This window comes from Candidatus Paceibacterota bacterium (genome assembly GCA_028697015.1).
Taxonomy (GTDB): Bacteria; Patescibacteriota; Minisyncoccia; order Minisyncoccales; family GWA2-38-27; genus JAQVFW01.
The window spans coordinates 1-26,186 of the sequence record JAQVFW010000009.1; the positions used below are offsets into that span (position 1 = coordinate 1).

The 26,186-nt window shown below is 33.3% G+C and carries 26 protein-coding genes; 5 read left to right on the top strand and 21 right to left on the bottom strand.

What is annotated here, in order from left to right; translation table 11 throughout:
- The 4 genes from PHH50_02885 to PHH50_02900 all read right to left on the bottom strand — a co-directional run.
- Positions 1-234, bottom strand: a 234-nt coding sequence (locus PHH50_02885) for an N-acetyltransferase (protein MDD3729232.1), incomplete at its 3' end; no start/stop codon positions are given.
- On the bottom strand, positions 224-1,003 hold the full coding sequence (locus PHH50_02890; GenBank protein ID MDD3729233.1) for a Gfo/Idh/MocA family oxidoreductase: 780 nt from the start codon (positions 1,001-1,003) through the stop codon (positions 224-226). The genes PHH50_02885 and PHH50_02890, both read right to left, overlap by 11 nt.
- Positions 1,000-1,335: a hypothetical protein gene (locus PHH50_02895; GenBank protein MDD3729234.1), complete on the bottom strand. Its 336-nt coding sequence runs from the start codon at positions 1,333-1,335 to the stop codon at positions 1,000-1,002. The genes PHH50_02890 and PHH50_02895 overlap by 4 nt, the downstream gene beginning before the upstream one ends.
- 66 nt (positions 1,336-1,401) lie before the next feature.
- On the bottom strand, positions 1,402-2,706 hold the full coding sequence (locus PHH50_02900) for a nucleotide sugar dehydrogenase (protein MDD3729235.1): 1,305 nt from the start codon (positions 2,704-2,706) through the stop codon (positions 1,402-1,404).
- A 39-nt stretch (positions 2,707-2,745) separates the two neighbouring features.
- Here PHH50_02900 and PHH50_02905 point away from each other — a divergent pair, with 39 nt between their 5' ends.
- Together PHH50_02905 and PHH50_02910 are read left to right on the top strand one after the other, a co-directional pair.
- Positions 2,746-3,984 carry an oligosaccharide flippase family protein gene (locus tag PHH50_02905; GenBank protein ID MDD3729236.1) on the top strand — a complete coding sequence of 413 codons (1,239 nt, stop codon included), beginning with the start codon at positions 2,746-2,748 and terminating at the stop codon, positions 3,982-3,984.
- A gap of 2 nt (positions 3,985-3,986) precedes the next feature.
- The gene (locus PHH50_02910) at positions 3,987-4,910 is read left to right on the top strand and encodes a peptidoglycan-binding domain-containing protein (GenBank protein MDD3729237.1); all 924 of its coding nucleotides are present in this window, start codon (positions 3,987-3,989) and stop codon (positions 4,908-4,910) included.
- Here PHH50_02910 and PHH50_02915 read toward each other — a convergent pair.
- From PHH50_02915 to PHH50_02970, 12 genes are all read right to left on the bottom strand, one after another.
- Entirely contained in the window at positions 4,891-6,678 is a 1,788-nt protein-coding gene (locus tag PHH50_02915; protein ID MDD3729238.1) for an ABC transporter ATP-binding protein, read from the bottom strand. The genes PHH50_02910 and PHH50_02915 overlap by 20 nt on opposite strands.
- A gap of 17 nt (positions 6,679-6,695) precedes the next feature.
- Positions 6,696-8,390 (bottom strand): peptidoglycan-binding domain-containing protein, encoded by a 1,695-nt coding sequence (locus PHH50_02920; GenBank protein MDD3729239.1) that lies wholly within the window; start codon positions 8,388-8,390, stop codon positions 6,696-6,698.
- Positions 8,391-8,533: 143 nt separating this feature from the next.
- Positions 8,534-10,408 (bottom strand): hypothetical protein, encoded by a 1,875-nt coding sequence (locus tag PHH50_02925; GenBank protein MDD3729240.1) that lies wholly within the window; start codon positions 10,406-10,408, stop codon positions 8,534-8,536.
- A 375-nt stretch (positions 10,409-10,783) separates the two neighbouring features.
- Positions 10,784-11,629 (bottom strand): DUF5667 domain-containing protein, encoded by an 846-nt coding sequence (locus PHH50_02930; protein MDD3729241.1) that lies wholly within the window; start codon positions 11,627-11,629, stop codon positions 10,784-10,786.
- Between the two features lie 58 nt (positions 11,630-11,687).
- Complete coding sequence (locus tag PHH50_02935; GenBank protein MDD3729242.1) at positions 11,688-12,191, bottom strand: sigma-70 family RNA polymerase sigma factor; 504 nt, start codon at positions 12,189-12,191, stop codon at positions 11,688-11,690.
- Positions 12,192-12,295: 104 nt separating this feature from the next.
- The gene (locus PHH50_02940) at positions 12,296-12,895 is read right to left on the bottom strand and encodes a DeoR family transcriptional regulator (GenBank protein ID MDD3729243.1); all 600 of its coding nucleotides are present in this window, start codon (positions 12,893-12,895) and stop codon (positions 12,296-12,298) included.
- 60 nt (positions 12,896-12,955) lie between these two features.
- A complete protein-coding gene (locus PHH50_02945) occupies positions 12,956-13,243 on the bottom strand; it encodes an acylphosphatase (GenBank protein MDD3729244.1) in 288 nt (95 codons plus the stop codon).
- A 171-nt stretch (positions 13,244-13,414) separates the two neighbouring features.
- On the bottom strand, positions 13,415-17,272 hold the full coding sequence (locus PHH50_02950; GenBank protein MDD3729245.1) for a helix-hairpin-helix domain-containing protein: 3,858 nt from the start codon (positions 17,270-17,272) through the stop codon (positions 13,415-13,417).
- 7 nt (positions 17,273-17,279) lie between these two features.
- Complete coding sequence (locus PHH50_02955; protein MDD3729246.1) at positions 17,280-17,891, bottom strand: hypothetical protein; 612 nt, start codon at positions 17,889-17,891, stop codon at positions 17,280-17,282.
- A 108-nt stretch (positions 17,892-17,999) separates the two neighbouring features.
- Positions 18,000-18,626, bottom strand: a complete 627-nt coding sequence (locus PHH50_02960; GenBank protein MDD3729247.1) for a nucleotidyl transferase AbiEii/AbiGii toxin family protein — start codon at positions 18,624-18,626, stop codon at positions 18,000-18,002.
- Positions 18,575-18,877 (bottom strand): hypothetical protein, encoded by a 303-nt coding sequence (locus tag PHH50_02965; protein ID MDD3729248.1) that lies wholly within the window; start codon positions 18,875-18,877, stop codon positions 18,575-18,577. The genes PHH50_02960 and PHH50_02965 overlap by 52 nt, the downstream gene beginning before the upstream one ends.
- A 146-nt stretch (positions 18,878-19,023) precedes the next feature.
- Positions 19,024-19,509 carry a hypothetical protein gene (locus tag PHH50_02970; protein MDD3729249.1) on the bottom strand — a complete coding sequence of 162 codons (486 nt, stop codon included), beginning with the start codon at positions 19,507-19,509 and terminating at the stop codon, positions 19,024-19,026.
- A gap of 178 nt (positions 19,510-19,687) precedes the next feature.
- Here PHH50_02970 and PHH50_02975 point away from each other — a divergent pair, with 178 nt between their 5' ends.
- Entirely contained in the window at positions 19,688-19,879 is a 192-nt protein-coding gene (locus PHH50_02975) for a hypothetical protein (GenBank protein ID MDD3729250.1), read from the top strand.
- Positions 19,880-19,978: 99 nt separating this feature from the next.
- Here PHH50_02975 and PHH50_02980 read toward each other — a convergent pair whose 3' ends face one another.
- On the bottom strand, positions 19,979-21,280 hold the full coding sequence (locus PHH50_02980) for a hypothetical protein (protein ID MDD3729251.1): 1,302 nt from the start codon (positions 21,278-21,280) through the stop codon (positions 19,979-19,981).
- Positions 21,281-21,421: 141 nt separating this feature from the next.
- Here PHH50_02980 and PHH50_02985 point away from each other — a divergent pair, with 141 nt between their 5' ends.
- Positions 21,422-22,876, top strand: coding sequence for a glycosyltransferase family 39 protein (locus PHH50_02985; GenBank protein MDD3729252.1), 1,455 nt, complete (start codon positions 21,422-21,424; stop codon positions 22,874-22,876).
- On the opposite strand, the gene PHH50_02990 is transcribed toward PHH50_02985, so the two are convergent.
- Entirely contained in the window at positions 22,873-23,817 is a 945-nt protein-coding gene (locus PHH50_02990) for a glycosyltransferase family 2 protein (protein MDD3729253.1), read from the bottom strand. The two genes, PHH50_02985 and PHH50_02990, sit on opposite strands and share 4 nt — an antisense overlap.
- A gap of 74 nt (positions 23,818-23,891) precedes the next feature.
- On the opposite strand from PHH50_02990, the gene PHH50_02995 reads away from it, so the two are divergent.
- Positions 23,892-24,848 (top strand): bifunctional phosphoglucose/phosphomannose isomerase, encoded by a 957-nt coding sequence (locus PHH50_02995; GenBank protein ID MDD3729254.1) that lies wholly within the window; start codon positions 23,892-23,894, stop codon positions 24,846-24,848.
- Between the two features lie 54 nt (positions 24,849-24,902).
- Here the strand turns inward: PHH50_02995 and PHH50_03000 are convergent, their stop codons facing one another.
- The 3 genes from PHH50_03000 to PHH50_03010 are packed head-to-tail and all read right to left on the bottom strand — an operon-like array spanning position 24,903 to position 26,078.
- Positions 24,903-25,514: a superoxide dismutase gene (locus tag PHH50_03000; protein ID MDD3729255.1), complete on the bottom strand. Its 612-nt coding sequence runs from the start codon at positions 25,512-25,514 to the stop codon at positions 24,903-24,905.
- 44 nt (positions 25,515-25,558) lie between these two features.
- Entirely contained in the window at positions 25,559-25,840 is a 282-nt protein-coding gene (locus tag PHH50_03005; GenBank protein ID MDD3729256.1) for a ferritin family protein, read from the bottom strand.
- A 46-nt stretch (positions 25,841-25,886) separates the two neighbouring features.
- Complete coding sequence (locus PHH50_03010; GenBank protein ID MDD3729257.1) at positions 25,887-26,078, bottom strand: hypothetical protein; 192 nt, start codon at positions 26,076-26,078, stop codon at positions 25,887-25,889.
- Positions 26,079-26,186 lie beyond the last annotated feature (108 nt).

A 26,186-nucleotide genomic window follows, 5' to 3' on the forward strand; every position in this document is an offset into this window, starting at 1 on the left:
AAAAACATAGTCCTGCAGTACAACCTTATCCCAGATATCCGTATTTGATTGAATTTTAACATTATTTCCTATTACCGCTCCTTCTGCAATAAAACAATTATGACCAACAGTACAGTCATTTCCTATTACCGCTCCTTTCTTAATTTGGCAATGATGCCAAATTTTAGTTCCTTTTCCAATATTTGCTCCTTTTTCAATTTCCGCCGTTTTATGCTTCCAATAATTATTTTTCATACATCTTTTCAATTAACTTTACCGATTTTAGGGCCTCTTTTACATCAACTCCTTTTCCGTTTAATAAATCTTTATAAACAAACTTGTGTAAATTCTCAAAAGAAAGATTGTCTTTTGAACAGAAATTATAGTCAATTCCGTTTATTTTAAAAGTTCTTCTTTGACTGTCTCTTTTTGCATCAGTACTTACTTTCCATTTACAATTATAGTTGTCTCCTAAAATAACTCCTTCTCCCGTCTTATCGTCAAGAAAAGAAACATTCACTTCTTTTGGTTCTCCAAATAAATGAATAAGCAAATCAAAATAATGAACTCCCAAATTAAAGAGAACTCCTCCTGATTTTTCTTTCTGCCCTTTCCAGGAATTGTAATAGTTATCGTCTCTATAAACGGAAATATCCATTTCTATTTCATTATGACTCTTTATATTCTCCTTAATTTCTTTAATTAAAGGATGATATCTTAATTGAAGAACCGTAAAAACATTTTTCTCTTTTTTCAATAATTCTCCATGTTCTGAATTAATCACAAGGGGCTTTTCAGAAAGAACGATTTTATTGTTTTTAACGGACTCTTTAATCATATCAAAATGAAGAAAATTAGGAGATAAAATAACTATGCAGTCGGCAAGTGTAGTTTTTATCATTTCTCTCCAAATACCTTCCCCTCTTTTATCATTTACAATATCAATTATTTCTCCTCCTATGTCTCTTATTGCCTGAATATGGGAAGGAAGAATAAATCCGGTTCCAATTATTGAAAATTTCATATCTTTAACTGTGAAGTAAACTTATTAAAAAAAAGCAATGTTTTAAACAAATTGAGAAACTCCGGCAAACTTTTATCTTTTTTTAAATAAAAGATAGCCAAAAGCCCCCGCCATCTTAAAAGCTCTTTTAGACCGTTTCTCCATTTTTTATCATTTACAGTAATATCAACCAGTTCCAACGCTCTTTCAAGACAATTCATAACCTCCGGAGTATCTTCTTTAATAAGCCAGTTTTTTGCTCTTGAGAATTCGGAAGCAATATTTAAAATCTGTGTCTCTTTCGGAAAATTGTGCCATTTTTCTTCGCTTAAATTTTTATGAATATTAATCATAAATCAATTTTTCTATTATTTTATCTATTTTTTCTTTTATTATTTCAATCGGATAATCCATAAATTTTATATCCTAAAAACATTCTTATACTTCCTTGATTTTACGGCATTTCTGGTATCAACTATCAATTTGGCTTTCTTTGCAAGAGAATCATAATCAAAGCCGGAATGATCGGCTAAAATTAAAACAAGATCATACTCTCCTATCTTCTTATCCGAATACTTAATGGATTTTAACTTTATTTTTCCCTCATTATTTTTAATTTCTATCTCTTCAATGTAAGGATCAAAATAGTCAATTCTTGCTCCTTTTCTTAGCAAATCCCAGGCAATATCGTAAATTCCTGACTCTCTCGGATCCCCTATGTCTTTTTTATACGAAGCTCCCCAGATTAATATCTTAGAACCAAAAACTGCTTTTTTGCTTTTATTTAAAGCATAAATGATATTTGTTATCACAAAATGAGGCATCTGCTCGTTAATTTCTCCGGCAAGTTCAATAAACCTTGCCCAGAAATTGTACTCCTTCGCTTTAAATGAAAGATAAAAAGGATCAAGAGAAATACAATGCCCTCCTATTTTAGGAGAAGGATAAAAAGGCATAAATCCGTAGGGTTTTGTTTTTGCCGCTTCAATCACCTCCCAGATATCTATTTCCATCTTGGAGCATAAAAGAGAAAGTTCGTTTATCATTGAAATATTGACAAGACGAAAAGTATTCTCCAGTATCTTTGCCATTTCGGCCGCCCTGGTAGAAGAAACAACATGGGTTTTCTTTAAAAACCGGCTATAGAAAAGAGAAGCGATTTCCCCGCACTCTTTTGTAATTCCTCCTATCACTTTTGGAATTTCATTAAGAGGCATTCCGTTTCCCGGGTCAATCCTTTCAGGAGCAAAGGCCAAATGAAAATCCTTTCCCGCCTTAAGTCCCGTTTCTTCAAGCAAGGGCAAAACAACTTCTTCTGTTGTCCCTGGATAAGTAGTGCTTTCAAGGACAACAAGACAATCTTTTCTCAAATACTTTTTTATTTCAAAAACAGATTTCTCAATATATGAAATATCAGGGATTTTGTTCTTATCAAGAGGAGTGGGAACACAAATTAAGATAACGTCGGAAAATTTTAAAGGTTCAAAATTATCAGAGGGTTCAAATTTCTTGCTTTCTATAATCTCCTTAATTTCTTTGTCTTTTACGTCTCCGATATATGACTTTCCTTTCTTTAAACTCTCAATCCTCTTTTTATTTATATCAATCCCAAAAACAAAAAAACCCGTTTTTGCTATTAAAACGGCATGAGGAAGTCCGACATATCCCATTCCGACAATGGCAACTTTGGCTTTTTTTTCCTTAATAAGATTTCTTAATTCCATATCTTTAAATATATTGGATTATAGCGTATAATAGCAAATATGACAATAAAAGAAAAAACGATAAAAATACTCCGCTGGTCAGAGAAATATACAAAAACAGATATGATTTACCTTGCAAAGGGGGGCTTTTGGCTATCTTTTACAACACTGATAGTTTCCTTAATGACTTTTATAAAAATGATTGTTTTTGGAAGATTTCTCCCTCAGGACGTTTATGGAACATACAGCTATATCATTGCAGTAAGCGGAATACTGGCTCTTTTTTCCCTTCCCGGAATAGAAACAGCCGTTATTAAAAGCATTGCTCAAAAAAAAGACGGAACTTTTTATTTAGGACTAAAGACGCGCTTAAAGTGGGGACTTATAGGATCAGGGCTTTCCCTTCTTCTTTCTATTTGGTATTTCGTAAATCAAAATAGTATTTTAGGAACATCTTTTCTTATCGTGGCCTTTTTTCTGCCTTCTATCGGCGCCTTTAATCTTTTTTATTCTTTCTGGCACGCTAAAAAAAAGTTTGAAACATATGCAAAATATGAAATACTTGCCAGTATCTTTATTGCCATTGTCATTATTCCCGTGGTCTTTCTAACAAATAATGTCGTTACTATTATTCTTCTTCTTTTCCTTTCCCAATTTATTATTTACGGAATAATAACAAGAAAAACGATAAAAAGCGCAAAGAACAAAGAAGAGGACAAAAAAGCCATTTCATTCGGGAAAGACCTTACAGTAATGAGCACAATATCCTTTTTATCTGAATATATTGATAAAATAATAATTTGGAAATTTTTAGGACCAGTTCAAGTGGCAATATATTCTTTTGCTCAAATGCCCATTTACAGAATATATGGCCTTATTCCCATATCATCGCTTGCTCTTCCAAAGCTTGGAGAGAGGAATATAAGAGAAATAAAAAAGGAAATAATGAAGAAATTTAAAAAGCTCTTTTTAGCTTCATTTTCTCTTACTCTTTTTTTAATTCTTATCGCTCCCCTTTTTTACAAAATACTACTACCTAATTACATCGAATCTATTCCTTATTTTCAGGCATTTTCTTTAATTATCGCTCTTTCCCCTTTCGGCCTTATTGGTTCTGCTATTATAAGCGAAGGGAAAAGAAAAGACCTTTATATTTTAAACACAATAACTCCTTTTTTGAAAATTATTCTTTTCTTTGCCCTTGTTCCTTTTTACGGAATATGGGGGATTATAACAGCTATCTTAATTTCAAGAATAGCCGGAGGATTTTTGACTCTCTATTTTTTCAATAAGATATAATCATGTTAAAGACAATAAGCAGAAAAAAACCAAAAGAAAGAGAAGTAAGATTACTTAAAAAACTATTAAAAAAAGTTGGATTTAAAGATATTATAATAGACGAGTCGTTTGATTATGAAACAGAAAAATATATAATTGAATTCCAAAAAAAGAACAAAATAAAAGCAAGCGGAATAATAAAAGACAAAACATGGGGAGCTTTAATGAAAGAAGGGTTAAATATAGAATACAGGCAATTTTACAAATTGGAACTAGGAGGAAGAATCCAATATTATGTATTGAAAATCCCCAGAAACGATTATAAAACAGACATACTTAAAGAATTATTCCCAAACGGAAAACATAAATATATAGACCTTAGAAACTTTGACAGAGATATTAAAATAAACGCAACTTTTTTTAAAGATTCTTATGACAAGCAAGGTAAAATGTGGGTATCCCCGACAGGATATATTAAAATAGACGGAAGATTTTCAAATTATGGAGGATTTCCCCTTTATCAGTTATGTGTTGATACAGGAGAAATAGGACTCTTAGAAGATAAGAAAAACAACATGGAAGAAAAATGTAATAATATAATATCAGGAACGCCCCTTCTAGTATACAAAGGGAAAAAATCATCCTCGTTTGAAACCCATATTGAAGAAATTTCAAAGAGAAATCCCCGCATGTCTTACGGCAACAACGACAAATTCCATATCATAGTCGTTGCCGACGGAAGAGAAAAAATGATAAGAAGAACCGGAGCTTATTACAGCACAATAGCTGATTTTTTTATAAAAGAGAAAGCAGAAAGAGCCATTGGCCTTGATGGAGGAAAAAGCGCTCAATTGTGGATATTAAACGAGCTTATTTCCGAAAGCTGGAGCCAAAGAAGCATAGCTGTAGGATTGGGATGGAATCAAATTACGCAGAATCAGCCATAAGCTTGAAATCGCTATTTCTTTCAAGAAGGTCTTTATAAGTTCCGCTTCCAACTATTCTGCCTTCTTTAAACATATAGAGAATGTCGCAATTTTTAACCGTAGTTAAACGGTGAGCTATTATTATAACCGTTCTTCCTTCTTTAAGGCGCTCAATTGCTTCAATAACATATTTTTCGGTAATATTATCTAAAGAAGAAGTAGCTTCGTCCATAACTAAAATCTCCGGATTATAATAAATAGCCCTTGCAATGCCTATCCTTTGGCGTTGTCCTCCGCTTAGCCGTATTCCTCTTTCTCCGATAAAAGTATCAAGGCCCTTTGGCAATTTTTTAACAAAATCATCAAGACAAGCAACTTTTGCCGCTTTTAAAAGGCGGCTTTTGTCTATTTTTTCTTTATCAATTCCAAAAGCAATATTATTATAAATTGTATCATCGGAAAGATAAATAAACTGAGGAACATATCCTATGTTCTTTTGCCATCCGTCTATATTCTCTCTAATATTTTTCTTATCAACTTCAATTTTCCCTTTTGTCGGTTCTAATAATCCAAGAATAATATCGGCAATTGTCGTCTTGCCGCAACCGGTAGGTCCTATAATTCCAACTGCTTCTCCCTTTTTAACGGCAAAAGAAACATTTTTTAATGCCTCCTGAGTGCTTTTTGGATAAGTATAGCTTACATTTTCAATTCTTATTTCTTCCTTAAAGACCATCCTCTCTTCTTTTTTATTTTGTCTTGATTCTTGCTCTTTTGAAGAGATCAGATCATTATAAATAGGATCGATTATGAACGAGAAATGACGAACCTTCATATATTCATTAATAAGATTATTTATTGCCGGAAGCAAACGGTAAGCCGAAAAAGCAAAAAGAACCAAAGTTGAAATAAGAGAAGGTATTGGACGGCCAAAATAAAGAAGAAGAAATGCTATGAAAATCATTCCCAAAACAGCAATGCTTTCCATAACGGGTCTTGTACTTTGCGTTATCGTCTGCTGAAAAGCGGATGCCTTTGAAAGATCGTTGATATTTGAGCGGAACTTTTCAATAAACCAACCCTTGCGTCCAGAAATTAAAATATCTTTAATTCCTCCCATCCCCTCGCTTACTATTTGAATAATTTCTCTTCTTTTTTCAAATGCCCTTTTTCCATGCCAAATTATATATTTCCTAACCGCCTTTAAAAAAAGAAAGCTTATAAGCAAAAGTAAAAACAAGACAATTACTGTTATAAAGGGCTCTATTATAAAAAGCATCAGAACAATTGCCAAAGTTACGGCTCCGTCTATTATAATCTGAAAAATGGGCATTATAACGCGCGTGGAAAGATTTTCAGCTTCAATCGATATATTCCTTATTGAATCAGCGCTATTTCTCTGAAGATGAAAATAATAAGGAGCATTCATATAAAAAGAGAAAAGTCGGTTTGAAATATTCCTATATCTGTTATAAACAAAACGCGCTTTAATGTATCTAAGAGAAACAAGATAGGCATTCTTAAAAACAAAAGTAAATGCGAGAATAACAGAACCGTAGACAAGAACATCCCTTGAATTATTAATGTTAAAAAAATTCAAAAAAGGCAAAAGCCATTTAATATCAAAAAGAATACTTATATCCGCAATTGCAGAAACAAAAATCATAATTACCCCGATTCCAAGAAGCTCTAAAAAAGCACCTAAAATCATCAAAGCAAAAAGAATAAAAAGCTTTGTCCCGCTTGCCGGATAAAGAACTTCTTTTAGTTTTTTTAGAAAAGAAAGCATAGAGTTGCTATTTTTGATCAGTAACTCTCTTTTAAAATATTCTCAATTTTGTTTCTTGTCATTTGACCGACAAACCCCGTTCCAGATATTAAATCAAAGGGAGCTAAAATCTCAGAAGCGTATTTTTTCTGAAAGCGGACGACTGCATTTCTGGTAAGGGAAAGAAAATTGCCGGTAATAAGGCCTTCGGGATAAATGTCATGGCCTTGGCTTTTTAAAAATTCTTGAAGACAAGAAACTTCATTTGAATTTATTATTCCAAAATAAAGATTATTTGATATAGAACAAGAAACATTTTCTCTTTCTCCTTGGTTTGCTTCAATAAGCGCCTCTAATCTTTTTACTTCCTGTTTTAAAGATTCTATTCTTTCCAAAAGCGCTGCTCTTTGCTGGTTTTCCTCAATTTCTCTTTCCTTTGTTAAAATATCAAAAGAAAAATAGTGGGTTTTTTCGGGGCCGTCAAATCCCTTTGTCTTATCCTGAATTGAAGGAATAATCGTTAACGTAAAATCATCAAAATCCTTAATGTCAATCTTTCCTTTACCGCTTTCGTCAAGGGATAAGAACAAAAGAGAACAGCTATTGCCATTTTTACAAATAAGATAAGGAATCTTGAATTTAAGATTCTCTTCTCCTTCAAAATTAAGAACAAGGTCACCCTGTCCTCCCACAATTCTTTGCCAATTTCCCGACCACTGCTTTGTGGAAACAGAAATGATTATTTGAGCCGTTCTTGTCTGAGGAAGATATGTTGTCTGAGGCAAAACTCTAATGTTTTTCAAACTTTCTTTTTTATAACAATATTTTTCTCCAAAACCGCAATCATTCAAAAAAAGAGCAATAGTCCAATTGGTAAAAATATCTGAAAAATCATCCCGAAATCCCCTATTCTTAAGAGCATAATTTATTCCTTCTATCCCAACATAAGGAGATTTTAAGGATTCGGCTAAAATTTCAACTCCGTAATGGTCAACCAAATACTGGGCAAAAAGGTTGATTATTCCATAATCAGCGCTTCTATTTGTCCATTCTGTCAAAGAAGCATTGGTATCTTTCAAAAATTGATTTACCCTATTTTCAAGATTGCTCCCTTTGTAATTATTGTCATAGCCCAAATATGTTACTGCATAATCGGCCCTTAATTCATTAAGCCAAATTTCTTCACTAACTCCATAAATATTTTCTTTTTGATTGAAGGTTATAAGATGAGTAAATTCATGTGCAAGATAAGACGGGAGAAGAGGATTATGAATGTGGAAAACATTCAAAAAAAGAATATTTTTTTCATTTGATCTTGAATATTGATATCTTGAATATTGGTCTCCCGTATTGAAATATCCTCCCGTGCCTTGAGGCATTTGATGAAAAACAACCGTTATCTTTCCATCGGGAAAAGCAGGCTCTTTTCCAAAAAGAGAAGTAAGATTGGGGTATATTTTATTCTTAAACTCTTCTCCTAAGGAAGAAATGCTTTTTTCTATTCTTACCCTTTCATTTAAAGAAGCGTTAAGATAATAATCTTTGTCTATAAAAAAGCGGGCATTTCCAATATCTATTATATGCTCTGTCTCCACTTCTTTTCTGTTATAAAGATCGTAAGACGAATCAACAAAAAAATCTTCAAAAGCAAAAACAGAAAAAGGCAAAGAAAGCCCTATTGTCAAAGATAATAAAAAAGAGATTATAATCTTTTTAAAAAATATTTTATCCATTGTTTTGGTAAATCAGATACCCGCTTATTATAAACAATTTTTTCAAAAAAGCAAAAACCAAAAGCCCCCTTTGTCGGGGGCCATGGTTTTCTAAAATTTCTAAAGAGAAATATTCAGAACTACTCTACCGCATTAAGATTGCCTTAGGCATCTATAATAACGGTCGGAGTAACTAAGCTCTCAAGCAGGGCTGAAGGAGCGTTAAAAGCGTTTCCGTCAAGGTCATTCCACGTAAGAGCCGTAACTTCCAATCTTACACGAGAACCTACGTCAGAACCAACTCTGGCTCTAACTGTGATTGTCTTGTAAGTGCCTGCATTGATTGTTCTCTGAGCAGGAGTTGCGGAACCTATAAGGTTTCCGTCAATCATGTATTCAACCGCAGTTGTTGTAGCACCGGTTGAAGCTGTAGTTGTAGCGTGTGTTCCTGTAACAGCACCTGTTTCAGGGATGACAATCGTGTCTCCAAGAGCTGTAAGTCTGAAGGTTACTGTACCATCTCCATGGGTTGTCAGGTTATCGCCGTTAACAACGGGGGTAATTGAAGTTGATACGTTGCTAACTTGAACACCGGCTATATGTACTGTCTGAGCTTCTCCTTTGATAACACCGCTTGCTGTAACAACATTGTATAGTGGGTCTTCCCCTGTCATGCTGCTTACTTCAATAAGAACAGTGTCTCCTGATGTGGCATTTGTTCCGTCAACCTTATTTAAGTCAACTTTGACAGTAAATGTCTTGGTAGCGTTTTTTGCTACGCTTATCTCAAGATTGTCAAAAGTTGTTGTTGATACTCCGGCAGCAAATGTTTCGCTTCCAACAAGCGTTGTTCCGTCATAAAGATGAACGGCATTGATAAGGCTTGCTGCTGATGCTGTTCCTGTTGTTGATGCTTGGAAGATTACTCTGTCAATAACAACGTTGTTTTGAGTTGCTTTTGTTTGGAATTTCAAAAGTTCAACTCCTGTTGTATTGGCTGTTTCGTTTCCAACAACGATTCCGGCTGTAGGGTTATCAGGAGCCATAGTGTTTGTAAGAATTCCTGTTACAGCTGTAGTTACTGTAAATGTTCTTGCGATAGCGGCAGCTGGAGCAGTATGGCTTAATTCTGCTGTGTCTGTAAATCTAATTCCGTCTATAGGAACAGATAATGTGTAAGAATCGGCGTTAGTAACAGTAGAAAGAGAGCTTACCATAACGTTAACTGTTTTTGTTGTTCCTTTAGGAATTACAAGGTTAACATTATATCTGTATTCAAAGTAAGTTTGCCCTGTTGGTCTTGCATAACTGTCTGCACTTACTCCTGAAAGAAGAGTGCTTCCGTCATAAAGAGAAACTTGGCTAAGATTCTTTGAAGGTCTCATTCCGTCTGAACGAATGTCAATTCTTCTTACTGTAATATCAGAGTCCTTCGCCTTTAATTCAAAAGACATTACTCCGACATTTGTTGAATCTTGTCCAACTTCAACATTGTTTGGTACACCGAGAAGCTTAACTTCAAGATCTCCTTCGGTTTGTACTACTGGGTCAGTTGGAGTTGTTGGGTCTGTAGGAGGAGTTGTAGGAGTTGAAACGAGCATTGCGTTTAACTTTGCTCTTGTTTGCGCTCCGACAAATCCTGTTCCTGATGTAAGGCCAACTGGAGCCAAAACTTCAGAAGCGTATTTATTTTGGAATTTTACAACTGCTGTTGCGGTAAGATTGCCAAAATATGTTGTTTCACTGCCCATGGCGCCAACACCGCTTGCCGCTACTTGTGTCGCAGAGTCCTGATTTAATAATGCCTGAAGGCATTTTACATCATTTCCCGTTGAACCCAAGCTGAGATTTCTTGTAAAAGAAATTCCCGAGCAGACAGCAGGAGCACCGGCTGAAGTTCCTCCGGCAAGTTGAGCTTGCAGTGCCGCTATTTGGGCGAGCAAAGCATCAATTTGAGCCTGAAGATCCGTCTGACCGGCTGCTGGTACCGCGACGACAGCCATTGTAACTGCTATTGCGATTGCTATTAATTTTTTCATTTTTATTTTATTGTTTCGTTTTGTCCAATTTTTTGTTGTCGACGTCAACTGGACAAAACTGATAATTTACGACTTTATAATTTTCCGACCTTTTCCTTTTTAAATTATTTTTTTGAAAAATGATTCAAAAAGGATAATTCTCTTCTTATCTTTTTTATTCAATAAATATTTTTTAAAAAAGATAAGAATTGGTTTCTTTAAATTTCCAAGGCCGTTGTCGACCATTTTTTTCTGCCATCTATTTAATTGATTTGGCAGGTCTTGACCTTTTGAGTAGAAAAAATATTTCCACTCAAAAGGGCAAGATAATCAACGGCTATGTTTAAATTAATATATGATAATTTTTTTTAAAAAAAGTGCAACTGTGGAAAACTTTTATTCTTCCGTTTCGTCTTCTTCTGTTTCCATTTCTATTTCATCCTCTTCTGTTTCCATTTCATTCTCTTTCTCTTCTTCTAAAATATCTTCTTTTATGTCTTCAAACTCAAGAGGTTTTTCAACTTCAAAGAGTATTTTCTCCTCGGCTTCTGTGCATTTTTCTTCCACAAACAATTCCTCTGCTTCTTTAAATAATTCTTCCTGCTCTTTTGTAAGCGTCCTTGTTTTTGTAAAATCAATCAATTCGGATGCTCTCTTACAGGCAATTCCCTGTTTTAAATCGTTAAATTCCTTATTCTCTCCTATTTCTATGCCAAGCGACCTTATTTTCTCTTGTCTTTCTTCAATTTTCTCCACATTCTTACTAACGGCCTTGATATCTTTTACTTCCGCAACTTTAATGCTTTTGGCCGCTTCCGAAACGGTTGCCTGAAACTCGTTTATGGAAGGGGCAAGATTTTTTGAAGAATTGGTCCTAACCGCTCTATCTAGATCATCCAGTCGCCTTTGAGCTACCTCAAAGCTAAGAGTAACCTCATCTCCGGTTTTAAAAGCAAACTGGGCCTTTTCTGTCGCTTTTTTAACGCTATAAAAGGCATCTCCGGGTAAAGAGTTCTGAGCATAAACTGCCATTCCGGCAAAAGAGGCAAAAATCAGAATAAAAACGGAAGCAAACTTATGAACCAGAAAAAAATTACCGGATATGTTCCTTAAGACATTCATAATAGGGAAATAAGGCAAGCTTTCTCCTAAAAGCTCTTTTTTATTCGAAAAAACCCAGTCCTTTTCAGGTCTGACTTTTCTTAGTTTTTTCAAATTTTTGATAATTTCTTTTTCGTTCATCTTTTTGTGGCTGTTAAGTTTAAGACGAAGATAAAGCAATTTTATTACACTTTAACCTTCAGGCCTCTTTGATTTCCTGTTTTAGAGAATTGAGCGCTCTGTGCAGTAAAACCCTTATTGCCCCTTCTGACCTTTTCATTACTTTTGATATTTCCTTAGAAGACATTCCTTCGATGTAGTGCATCGTAATAATACTCTGATAGTCCTCTCTTAAAAATTGAAGGGCTTTTTTAACCTGCTCAAAATCAGAGTTTATAAAAATCTTTTCTTCAAGACATTGTCCTTGTTCAGGCAAAGAGATATCATCAATAGAAACCGCTGTCATCCTGGCCTTTTTTCTATAATAATCAATGACAAGATTCCTGGCCGTCCGGTAAACAAAAGCTCTGGGATTTTCTATTTTTAGACCTTCCTTTTGGAATACCTGCCAACTTTTCATAAAGGCCTCTGAAGTTAAGTCCTGGGCTATTTCTTCGGAATTAACCTTAAAAAAAACAAACCTGTAGATAGCATCTACATTCTTATCATATATTTTAGCGAATTGTTTCTTTAAATCATCCATTATTAAAGAGATAGGACAATCAGGACAAATATTTCCTATTTCTTATGTCCTAATGTATCAAATAGGACAAAATTGAAAAAATGTCTTGTCCTATCTGTCCTATCTTATTCTTTTAAAGAATAATAAGTATTGTTATTTTCCCCCATTCTTTCTATGAGCCCTTTTTCAATTAAAGCTAAGAAATCTCTGCGCAATGTTCTTTTGGCAACACTTGGAAGCATCTTGCTCGCATCATTTACTTGGGCTCTTCCTTTGTCTTTAAGAAGAAGCATTATTTTCTTTTCTCTTATCGATAAACTATGATTGCTTTTTTCTGGCTTATCTTCCTTTTCAACTGTTATCTTTTTTTCTAAAACTATTCTTTTAATTTCTTCCTTTACATCTTTTTTGAAAAGATCGTATTTTTCCTGAAGAGCGATAATATTAAAATAGCTCGCCCAATTTTGCCATTTTGTAACGTTGAAATAATTGTTTATAATTTCAAAATTATTTTCTATTTCAAAAAGGCACTCCTTCGTTTTCATTTTTACATCTCCGGCAAAAGATCCAGGATTGTTGCTATTTAAAGATTCAAAAGTCGTGAAATGCAAAAGCAGGTTATCGGCCGCTTCTCTCATTTTATACCTTAAGGGCTCTTTCTTCGGGAAAAGAGAAGTAATTCTATAAAGCTCATTTATTAATCCTATTATCCTTTCTTTATCCATGTTTTGAGATTATAACAGAAAAAATCAAAGCAGTCAAAGGATTTTTTTAAAAAAACGAAGTTAATATGTAACTTTAAAATTCTCGTATTGTCCGCTATACTTTTCCCACTCCAGTTCAAAATAGTCCACTCTTATTAAAGGATTACCTTTGCCGGCATTTTTTACAAGCTTTTCTATTTTTTCCTTCTCGCCTTCAAAAACGGCCTCTACTCTGCCGTCCTTTAAATTCTTGATCCATCCTGTAATCTTTAATAGGTTAGCTTTTAGCATAACGGTTCTTCTGAAAAAAACTCTTTGTACACGGCCAGAAAAAAAAACATGCGCTCTAACTTTATTTTTATTTTCCATAAATATTTAAAAAATCAAGGAATAAAAAACATATTTCCTATTATACTTTTTTTTCTTATCTGTACAAGGAAACTTCTATAAAAAAGAACATTAAAAACCCGCCTCTTTTTACTTTTAGAGTCCTTTTGGTATAAACAAAAAGAGAATAATATTTTTTTGTTTTCTTTTTAGCTATTGAATTTCAAAATCCAAAGAGTTGTCGCCAATGTTTGAATACTCGTTCGTTTCTTCATTCCAAATTCTTTTTAAAATTTCGTTTTTCTCCGGATTTTCAGAAAAAGACGTTCCCTCTACAAAAGGATTATTGGAACTGCCCCAAGCTAAAGCGCTAAGAACTTCATCGTCTTTATTTAATAATGCCACACTATTATTATTGGAAATAGTTTGTGTTGTCCATGTGTCGGCATTAATCAATAATGGATAATCTTCATCTTGAGAGCTTCCCCATAGATAATATTCTTTTGAAAAAATTATGCTCTCAGAAGGAAAAAGACGAATGGAATCCTCATTTCCGGCAGCATTGCGTTTTCTTAACTTATATCCATCAATATCTATATCAAAATTATTTGGATTGTAAATTTTAATAAAATCATGAGAAGCTTTTTCTCCGGCCACCTGGACTTCCACTATTAATAGATTTTTTAATAAAGATATTGTGGTAGAAGCGCTTACCCACTCGCTTATATTCCCTTCATTATCCTTAGCCCTTATTTCAAAATAATAAGTGTTATCTTCTTCTCCGGTAAATTCAAATTCAGTTTCTTCTATATAATCCTCTTCCGAGGGCAAATACGTCCAATTCTCTTCATCTTGAGAATACCTAAGTTGATAACCGCTTATCCCGCTTGGTTCTACTTCTTCTTGAGCCAAGTCCTCCCCAAGCCAAGAAAGAATAAAAGAAAGAGAATTTTGAACTGATTCGAGCTCAAAAATAATCTCGGGGGAAACATTGTCTTTTGGCTCTTCTATCGTTTCTTTATTTCTTACAATATACATTTTTTCATGTCCCCCGATATATATGTTTCCATTTCCATCAAAAGATAAGGATTTAATTCTATATGCCGGGTATAAAGAATATTGCCATCTCATTTCTCCGTTTTTATTAAAAGCCCTCAGAAGAGAACCTCCGAAGATTCCGTAAATATTCTCTTCGCTATCAATTATTAAAATCTCTACTGTTCTTTCGGAATCAGAAAATTGCCACTCTTCCACGCCTGAGCTATTAAATTTAAAAATACGGCCTCTCTGGTCTTTTCCTGCTGGAATATAGATATTATTCTGCGTCGAAACAGAAATATGATTAAATTTAAAATAACTGTCGCAAACCCGCCATTCTTCTGTCGCATTTTCAGAATTCAGAGCAAAAAGACAAGGAACAATAGAAGACCCTCTTTTTTCTATCTGAGAAACCGTTAAATATATTGTTTCATCGCTGATAGAAGGCATTCTTATTACAGGAGACGATCCATCTATTCCTTCAAAGGTTTTAATCCATTTTTCTTCCCCATTTATATTAATAGCATAAAAAATATTACCATTTCCAAAATAGGCGGTCCCGTCTTCTCCTATAGTAAGAGTGTTTGAAGTTGATAAAATTTCGCCCGTTTCATAAATCCAATTTATTTCTCCCGTTTCAATATCAATAGATATTAATTTTCCAGTAGGCCCGCCCGAAGAAGCAAGAGAATAAATAGTGTTTTTATAAGCCGCAAGGTATCCTAAAAGATATGATCCATTAAGTGGTTTTTCCCATAATAGATTTCCTTCCTTATTATAAAGCATCAAAGGAAATTCTTTTCCTTTGATATAGAAAAAAATATCCTCGCTTGGGGTTACAATCGGCCCAATAATATGTGGCATTCCGCCTTCATAATACCATCTTTCTTCTCCTAAAGAATTAAAGGAAAAAATCCCTTCTCTGCCGCTTAATTTTGCCTTGAAATAAAGATTGTTTTCAGAATCAATTGCGGGTGCATAGAAATAATCATTAGAATCAGACCCTTCAAGAAAAATATCAAAAGAAGGATTGTTAAAATTTGCAGGGCCTAAGATATTTACCTGACCCGTTCTTTGAGAATTTTGCTGGAAAACCGGCCAATAAGAAGAAACATAGTTTTGTTCATTATCTTCTTCGTCATTTTCTTCGTCAATAATATTGATTTTTCCCCTTTTCTCTGCGACAATAGTACCTTTTATGCTATTTCTTAATTTCACAATAATTTCTGCTTCTCCTCTAAAATCTTTTTTATCTTCCTTTATTTTCAAAGAAAAATCACCAGTAAAGCTTGCTCCGGAAAAGGCACTATTTAAATAATATACGGAAGATTTCCATTTTTCTTCTTTAATGTCGTAAATATCAGAAAGAACTGTTCCTTCATTTTCAATTGATATTTTAATATCATAACTGCTGCTTTGTAAATTCGAAGCAACAACCTCAATGGAAATATCTTTATTAACAGGATTATTATCTTCATAATTAAGAATAATAATAGGAGAAGCAGCCTCATTATTTGTAGAATCAGAACTATTTCCCGAACCGCTGTTTGTATAATAAAAATCATCAACAAAGGCACAGCCCTGTTCTAATATTTTTTCCAAAGTAACCTCTCCTATCCCGCTTACTCTTATTAAGTCATTTACAGAGGAAAAAGGCCTTTTTTCAATTATCCTGTCTGCATAAGTTGGACCTATTCCCGTTAATTTTTGAAGATCTTCTTTTGAAGCAGTATTAATATCTACACTACATATTTCTGCAACTGTTTCCAAATCCTCCAAATCTTCAAGAAAAACCAAATCCTCCTCCGCTTCTTTAATTGAACCAACTATTCTATCTTGAAGTTCTTTTATCATCTCATCCATTTCTCTTACCCTTGCCCATAAAGCGTCCAAATCCGTTTCATCTTCTTCAAAGAAATATTCTTCTTCAATAGAAAAACCCGCTTCTTTAATTAAGCTTAAAATTTCTTCCGCCTTCTGCCTTATTAAAAGATGAGGAGAAGGACCATAAGAATCTTCTTCGCTCCAAGAAAACATTGACGCCTGGAAGGGATTAAGAACAGAAATAATGGAATTAAGATTACTGAAAAAATTTACAATTCCTCCAATTATTTTTCCTCCGATGCTTTTTGCGTTTTCCGTCGCAGCGTTTCCGACATTACTTACAATACCGGACACTTCGACAAGAAGATGATCTATTTTCTCTCCTGCGAGATATAGGGCGTATAATTGGTCTTTTAATAAATTAATTTGCCTTTCTGCAAATGAGGGTTTTTGAAATTGAAATTCGGGGACATAAGAAGGAAAATCAATTTCAATTTTAGGTCCTTCTTTCCATATATACACTCCATATTGATTTTTCTCTATAGCCCCGCTTATATTTACAATAAAGGGAGATAGTTTTTTTACGCCCCCTGTCCATAGATATTTTCTCGTTACTTCAGGTGTTTCAATTTCCCTTGAAGAATAAATATTTATTTCAATTTTATTATTTTTCGGGTTATAAAGCAAAATAAAGGGAAAACTGACATTTTCAACTTTTCCAGTATAAGTTTTGTAAGAAAAAGGGAAATTCCCTCCTCCCGTTCTTAATTCGTTCTTTAGTAGCCACTCTATAGCATATTTTTTTGCTTCATTAACTCCCATTTCCCAAAAAGAAGAAAAGCCAAAATCAAGGAAAATGGGAGCCATTTTAGTCCCAGCCTTAACAAAATCCCCTACTATTTCCTTTGGCGCTTGAGTTATTAAATAATTAAACGAGTTTAATTGTATCCCTCTTCTAAGAAGGGCTAAAATAGCTTCTCTTTCAGGATTATCAAGAAGAACCAAAGTATCTATTGATTCATTGGTTATTTTCTGAATAAGAGTTTTAACTATCGCATCTACTTCCTTTTCAAGAAGCTGAATCTTATATTCTTGCTTTAAAGATTCTTCTTCATTAGAAGCGCTTACCGTAAAACCAAAAAGAAAAAACAGTAAAACTGAAATCAAACAGAGAATAATCTTTCTTACAGATTTTTTCCCGTAAAACATTGAATTATTATATATTTATTGAAACACCATCTAAAAATTCATCAAAAATATTTATACATTCTTCATTATTTTTTAGTGAAGAAAATAATATAAAATTATATATTCTATTATTAAAAGGAACTTCAGCACTTATTAATGATGTTTCTCCGGATTTTTTAAACGTTTTCAGTGCAGAAAAAGTATCAATAAAAATAATTTCTTGCATATTTTCAATTATTTTTTCTTTTCCTTCTGTTTGTTGTGAAACAATAAAAGGCCTATTTTTTTCTCCTGGAAAATTTTCAATATAATAATCTACACCTATCCAAAAAAAACAATTTTCTAATCTATTAACATTAAATATTTCGACGGTATCATTTTCTTCGTCCATTTTTACCCCCCACCCCTCCGGAATCATAAAACTTAACCCAGCATTCTCATTCACAACCACTTTCCCTTCTTCTGTTTCTATAATTTCATAATTATCAGTACTTTCATATTCTACCTGACTTGGTATCTCCCAGTAGCTTTCTCTTATTTCTTTCTTATATTCCAAATAATCATATATAAGATATGATATTAAGGTAAAAGAAAACAGAAAAAGGATGAGAAAAAAGATGATTTTATTTCTTTTATTCATAAATTTATCTTTATTAAAACAGCAAAATCGCCATAATAATTAAGACGGCTAGCGATTAGATTATTCTAACTCTTTTTGAAAAAAATAGAACTGTGGAAAACTAAAATACTATAAATTATTCAAACAAATTCTTGCTTTTCTTTTAATTTCATCAGTAATTTCCTTCCAACTCACTTCTTTTAACATTTCAGGAAAAACACTATTTTTGACATCATCAAAATAAATAAGAGATTTTAAAAGATGTGTTTTATTATAATCAATATTTGCAAACTTTTTTTCTACAAATCTAAAAACTTCCTCAAGCGAGTATTGTTTAAGAATAAAATAAATATCGATAAAATCTTTATAGGAACCTCTGCTTCCTATCGCTTCCATTTTCATTGCCGCTATATCAGGAATACCAGCAATAAAAATATTATCTTTATACTTTATTTTTGAAGATATTAAAGGGTAAGGATATCTAAAAAAGCTAACCTTAACTCCGTTAAGAACGCCGTTAAAAGTATCTTTACTCTCGCTATCTATCTCTAATTTTCCAATTTTTCCCAATTCACTGCGAAAAGAAGGACCATAATCAAACTTTTCAGAAAACCAATCCAGATCAACAGAAAAACGATGGCCCAAATGAATAGCCAAAGCCGTTCCTCCTGCCAGGTAAAAATCTTTTGAAATAGACAGTAACCCTATTGCCTCAAGAACGCTTTTGGTGTTTTTAGTAAGGGATTCCTCGTGCATTTTAATTTATTTAGAGGTATTTCAAATATTACCGACCAAAAATTAATATCTTTTGGATTTGAAAAAACATGTTTTTTAGCCACTTTCTTGATTTCTTCAATTCCATAAAAATCTTTAATGGCTTTCCAATCATTCAAATTACCAAAATCCAAAACACGACCAATAATAAATTGGGCGTCTTTTTGATAGTCAAGATTTTTTAACTGTTTTTCCCAAAATAAACTTTCTCTTAACGACAAAATACCTTTCATAATACCTATTATATCATAAAAAAAGCCGCCTGCAAGCGCAAGCGACAAAGAAAGAACAATTTAAACGGATGGAAAAATATTCCAATCCTCCCTGTCTTTTGTATGTCTTATAAACAAGTTTTTAGAATAGCCACTTAGAACTATTTTCACTCGGTAACATCCAAGCAAAAGCAACTTATAAACAATTCGGCAACTTTTTCCTCTTTTTGTTGCCCTAGGGCGCTTAAACAATATTTGACTTCAGAAGAAGAAAGAGGAATTCTCCTCCTTCGCAATACTCTTAATATAAGCATCAGAGGATCTTTATCATTAAAATCAAGCGATTCACGCCACTTATCAAATCCTTCTTCAAGTCCAAGATTCTTGTCCCACAGTTCTAAGAAATGCTCAAAGGACAAAAAACATTTAAGACGGCGCCAATAAAGGCATTGAAAAAGGCGAGAAGAAAATTCTTCTTGCTGATTTAAGGTAAGTTCCTGCCAAAATTTATTGAATGTAATTTCTGCAGCGTCTTTGGCATTTTGCCTAAAACATGGCAAGCGGTTTCGGCAAGGCCTGACTTCAAGCATCCTATAAAGAGCAAGAATTAAAGCAATACTCATCCCGGAAAGAAGATTATCCGGTTTTGACATGATTTTCTCCTTTGCTTTTGCTTTTTCAGATTGAAAAGACAGTAGTTTTTAAATGTCCAACAAAAGAACTACAATTTAGAATAACTCATAAGTAATATTTTACAAGAGAATATTGTTGACTTAATTTAACGGTTTTGCTAAAAGTACAGCAGCACTCTTCTACCCAAGGAGGAACACTATGGACAACAGGCAAAAAAAATTAAACCAATGTTTGGGATTATTAAACGGAGAAAGGTGCAAAGAAATGCTCCCTAAAGGAAAACATTTTTGCAAACAATGTCTTAAAATAAAAGATTCAGCATCCGGAATTGACGAATTTAATTTAAGAACGGACGGGGTTGTAATAAGAAAAGGGATTCTTTCCATTTAATATTTCTCTTTGGGAAAAACAAAAAAGCGGCTAATTCTTAAAAACAGCAACAGCTGTAATTGAGAGTAGAGCCGCTTTCTTTTTTTTGCAATAAATTAATTAAAAACTTTCAATAACAACCCAGATTTCTCTGCCTCTTACAGAATTGTAATAGAGTTTTTCTCCTATAACAACCGGACTGTATACTTTCCCAGGCTCTTCTATTTTCTTATTACCTACTATTACCGTTTGAGAATATCCCACCCTTGAAAGATAGGAAAGCTTGTTATCAGGCCCGAAAGACAGGTAATCTAGTCCATCATATCTTTCCTTTTCTTCTCCGTTTAACACGACGAACTTTCTCCTTGGTAATCTCGCTATATAGCCAAATTCTTCTCCGTTTTCATTAAAAGCCAAATAACTTACGCTTTCATATCTTTCGTGCTCTTCTCCGTTTAAAACGACAAGCCAATCATTTCCGATTTTCGCCGCATAAGCAAAATTATTATTCGGTCCGAATGTTAAAAGGTTTACACTGTCATACTTTTCCTTTTCTTCTCCGTTTAAAACGGCAAACCAGCCATCACCCTCTTTTGCCGCATAGGCAAAATCGTTATTTGATCCAAAGGTTAAAATACTTGTACTCTCATACTTTTTCCCTTCCGTTTCATTTAAAACAACAAACCATTTTCCGTCTTCTTTGGCGTTATGGGCAAAATTTCTTCCGTCAGGGCTAAAAGTAAGGCGATTGACGCTTTCATATTTTTTCCTTTCTTCCCCGTTAAAAACAACAAACCAGCTATCGCCCTCTTTTGCCGCATAGGCAAGATTGTTATTTGAAGCAAAAGTCAAAAGACTAACGCTGTCATATTTCTTTTCTTCATCGCCATTTAAAATAACAAACCACTTTCCGTCTTCTTTGGCGTTATGGGCAAAATTTCTTCCGTCAGGGCTAAAAGTTAATTGATTTACGCTTTCGTATCCTTTTTCTTGCTCTTTCCCGTTTAAAACGACAAACCACTTTCCATTTTGTTTTGCCGCATAGGCAAAGTTATTATTCGGTCCGAATGTTAAAAGACCTACGCTATCGTATTCTTTCTGCTCTTTCCCGTTTAAAACGACAAACCATCTTTCATCCCAAGTGCTTGACCTATAAGCAAATCTTTGGCGATTATTATTAAAATGGATTATAAAATCACCCGTATTGTTATCTCTTTCCGGCCTGTGACTTTCCGGAATCGTAAAAAGATTTGTTGTGGAAATAACATCCCTGGGAACTTCTTGCCTGAAAAACCAAAAATAGAGAGCGGGAATAATTAAAAGGACAACAATAGAAACAGCAACAATAATCGCAACAAACTTCGGATTCTCTTTTTTTGTCCTGTCAAAACTTTCGTTAAAAATATTTTTTCCTTCTATCATGGATTTTTAAAATTAAAATTTGTTTACCTATCGTATTATAGCCAATTGCAATAAACATTGTCAACAATAAAAAAGTATTTAAAAGGCAAATATAAAATTTTGAATTAAAAAGGAAAAATGATATTATCCACCAATGCAATTATGTCCAAAAAAACAACCATAATTTTTATCATTGTTGTCATTCTGTTTTCCTTTATTTTAAGAGTTTGGCAATTAAACAAACCTTCTCTTTGGATAGACGAAGGATTTACAATAAACGCTTCTTTAACAATTATTGAAAAAGGAGTGCCAGTTCTTGATTCAGGACTGCCTTATAAAAATGGAGTATTTTACAACTATCTTGTCGCCGGACTTATGAAAATAAAAGATTTTGATCCTTTTTCCCCTTGGCAAGCCCGCCTGCCTTCCGTTTTTTTTGGAGTCCTTTCTGTTCTAGTTGTCTATTTTTTATCAAAACATCTTTTCAATAAAAATGTCGGGCTTGTTTCCTCTGTAATCATGGCTTTCAGCTATTGGGAAATTGCATGGTCAAGACAAGCCAGAGGATACGTCGCTTTGCAGTTTTTTCTGCTTCTCTCTTTCTATTTTCTTTGGAAATGGCTTGAAAAGAAAGATTTCAAATTTCTTGTCTTTTTTTTCCTCTCCTTGTTTTTTTCCTTTTTAAGCCATCATTTAGCGGTTGTTTTCATCCCCGGATTTATTTTAATCGCTTTATTATTTCCAAAAAAAAGAATTTCTTTTAGGCAATGGATTATTTTCTTTTCCATTTTTGCTATTTCCCTATTTCTGTTCCGGTATATGGCAAGTATTCCAAAAATAGATTTTTATAATTACTTTCCCCATTATAATCGCTTTATAAAAAATGAATTATGGATCTTTTTCTTAGGCACGCTAGGCGGTCTCTTCTTGGGAATTTTTGATAAAAAAAAATACACCGCCGTTTCTCTTTTTTTAATTGCTATTTCCTCTTATTTTTTTATTGCCGGATTTATAAATGTAATCCATTACAGATATCTTTTTCCTATTTTTCCCTTTGTTATTATTCTTTCCTGCTATTTTATTGTAAGGTTTTTTCAAATAATTCAAAATATTTTAAGAATAAAAAATCCTCTTTTTAGCTTTATTCCTTCAATAGTCCTGATTGTTTTCCTTTCATTCCCTCATCTCAATTTTATTCCAAAAGAAAACTATCTTCTGGAATACGGCTCTCCTCAGCCAAACTTCAAAGAGGCATATCTTTTTATAAAAGAAAACAGAAAAACAGAAGATATGATAATTTCTCCCTATACCCATCTTAGTAAGATATATCTTAACGATGAAGGATTCTGGCTTCCAACAAGCTTGTCTGGCAGGAAAGAAGAAGTAGAGGGAAGAACAATAAATGGAAGGGATTATTATACAAACGCTCCCATTGTTTCAAACGATAAAGAGCTTTTAGAAATTATCAATTCAAAAAGCGGCTATATTATCATTGACCAAATGGCAAAAAACAGAATCAATAAAACAGTAAGCTTGATAAACAGCCATGAAAAAGTTGAGATAATTTACAAATCCGAAGCCCCGAAAATGGGCAATATTTGGGTTTACAAATTTTAATCGTTCTCTATCAGCTCCTTTATATGATAAGGGCTGCCTTTGCGCGCTTTGTAATAATTTTTTAAAGCAACATCCATAAGAAGTCCGGAGGTAAAAAAATGGATGCCTATAAGTATCATAAAAAATCCTGCCATTGGCAAAATTGAACCGCTAAGATAAATAAATCCAAAAATTCTCAAAAAAAACAAAAGAAAAATAATAAAAAGTCCGGAAAAAGAAATTAAAGCTCCAATTCCGCCGAAAAAATGAAGAGGCCTTCCTGAATACTTGCGCCAAAACCATAAAGAAATCAAATCCAAAAAGCCCTTTATTATTCTTGTAAAAGTGTATTTTGTTTTTCCGTTTTTTCGAAATCGATGATTGACTTTTATCTCTCCTATTTTAAATCCCTGCCAGCGAAGAATACCCGGAATAAAACGATGAATCTCTCCATAAAGATCAAGATCATTAAAGCATTCTTTTTTGTATGCTTTGAGAGTGCATCCGGAATCATGAATACCGTCTTTTATAAGAATCTTCCTGAAAAAATTTGCAAAAAACGAAGCCATAATTTTGGAAAAGCAATCTTTCCTTTTGCATCGCCAGCCAGAAACAACATCATATCCTTTTTCGATTTCTTTTATTAAAGAAGGAATATCATTGGGGTCATTCTGATTATCGCCGTCCATTGTTATTATAATATTTCCTTTGCTCATTTTAATTCCAGCATCCAGGGCGCAGCTTTGGCCGAAATTCTTCCTGAAGCTTATAATCTTAACCGGCTTTAATTTTGAAAGAACCTCAAGAGTATTGTCCGTAGAACCGTCGTTTATAAAAATAATTTCATAAGAAAAACCAAGACGGCTTAAAACACCCTTTGTTTCTTCATAAAGGTCTTTTACGTTTTTTTCCTCGTTATAAACAGGAATAACAATTGAAAGGTCTTTTTTGTCCTTGTCCATGGAAATTAAGATTCCACTTATCCTCTTTTTATAGTATAATGGTATAATAAAAAAAGAGATTAATCAATAAAAAAATGAATTTTGAACAATCAATTTTAACGTTAAAAGAACAGCTTAAATGCCATCTTGAGATAAAAAACAATAAAGGCATCAAAGCTGAAAACTTTGTTTTAGTCGGAATGGGCGGATCTGCCCTTGCCGGCGGAATTATAAAAAGCAACAATCCCAAAATTCCTCTTGCAATCCATAAAAGTTACGAATTGCCGTATATAAAAGAACCTCAAAAAACCCTTGTTATTTTCAGTTCTTATTCAGGAAACACCGAGGAAACTCTTGACGCTCTTATTGAGGCCAGAAAAAGAGGATTAAAAATGGCCGTCATTTCAAAAAACGGAAAACTTCTTCAAATTGCTAAAAAAGAAAATCTTCCCTATATTGAAATTCCTAATCTTAACTTGCAGCCAAGAATGGCTCTCGGCTTTAGCACAGTATCTCTTATTCAAATTTTAAACTTAAAAAAAGAATTAAAAAAACTAAAAGAAACTGCAGAAAAGATTGACTTTTCTCTCCTAAAAAAAGAAGGAAAATCTCTCTCAGAAAAGCTAAAAAACCTTGTTCCGATAATATACGCTTCCGATAAAAATATAGAAATTGGGTATAACATGAAGATAAAATTCAATGAAAATGCCAAAGCGCCTGCTTTCTGCAGTCAAATCCCGGAATCAAATCATAATGAAATATCTTCTTTAAATAAAAAAACAATAAAATTTGCAAAAAACCTTGTTCCTCTTTTTTTAAAAGACGAAAGCGACCATTTGAGAATAAAAAAAAGAATGGAAATTACAAAAAAGATTTATAAAGAAGAGGGATTTGAAACAATTGAAATTGAAATTAAAGGAGATTTTTTTGAAAAGTACTTTCTTGCCGGGGTTTTAACCGACTATGCGACTTTCTTTCTCGCGCAACACTACGGATTTGACCCTTGTTCTGTCCCAACGATAGAGAAATTAAAAAAAGAAATGGAAAAATAATTATTTCAGAAAAACAAAAAAGCGCCTTTTTTATTGGCGCTTTTTAGAATCACGCTATTTTCCTTCTTTTGCTTTGTTGAAGTTTTCTCCAACTTTTTCCCAGTTAATAACTTGCCAAAAATTATCAATAAATTTTGCCCTATCGTTTTTATAATCCAAATAGTAAGTATGCTCCCAAACATCAAGGGCCATTATGATTTCCGAATTCGGATATAAAAAGAGGTTATGTTTTTCTATTTGCCCTATCATCAATTTTCCTAACCTTTTTTCATAAAGAAGAACGCCCCATCCCGATCCTTCGACCGAAAGGGCGGCTTTTGAAAATTCTTCTTTAAAACGTTCTACGCTTTTAAATTCATTCTCAATCTCAAAGAGAAAATCTTCTTTTAGTTCCCTCTTTTCTTTTTCAGGCGTCATGATTTTCCAAAATATCTCATGGAGAATATGCCCTCCTAAATTAAAAGAAAGAAACTTCAATTTTGATTTCATATCAATTTGAGAACCATCTTTTCTTGATTGGCTAATTTCTTCCAAAATCTTATTGGCATTATCAACATAAGCCATGTGGTGTTTTTGGTGGTGAATTTTCAATTGTTCTTCCGAAATATATGGCTCAAGAGCATTATACTTATAATCCAGTTCCGGAAGATTGTATTTTTTTTCCATATTTTTTGAAAAATGCCTAAAGATTCCTCTAGGCGCATAATCAATTATTCCATCATTTCTTCGACTTCTTCTTTCCCTTTTTCTGTTTCTTCTTTTTGCTCGTTATCAAGCATCATAAGAAGGGTTTCAAATTCCCCTATATGGGTTTTTTCTTCGCGGGCAATATCAAGAAGAACTTTCTTTATATTTTCATTTTCAGTCAAATCGGCCATTTGTTCATAAAAAGAAACTGCATCAAGTTCGGCAATCATGCCCGCTCTTAAAATTTCTTTGTCTATATTTGATTTTTGGACCTTTCCAAGATCAAGCGGAAGTTTTGATAACATTTTTTTATAGCAACCATAAAAAACTTCATGGCTGCATAATTAAAGTTTATAAGCGACTTTTATGCCCTGTTTTTTCGGAAACAAGACAAACCGGACAATAATTATAGAGGCGACTTTGCACTGCTTCTTCTTTATCTTTATCATAATTTAAAGTAGAAAGCCATGCATTAAAGTTAGCCATACATAAATTGCACTCCTTTTTTATATTTTTATAGTTTTTTACTGTCTTTTTCATCATTTTTTGTTTTTAATTTTTCAATCTGACCTTTATCTATATTGGTAAATCTATTGAGAATGATTACTAATTAGATAGTATTATTAATATAGAAAATTGTCAAGAACTAAA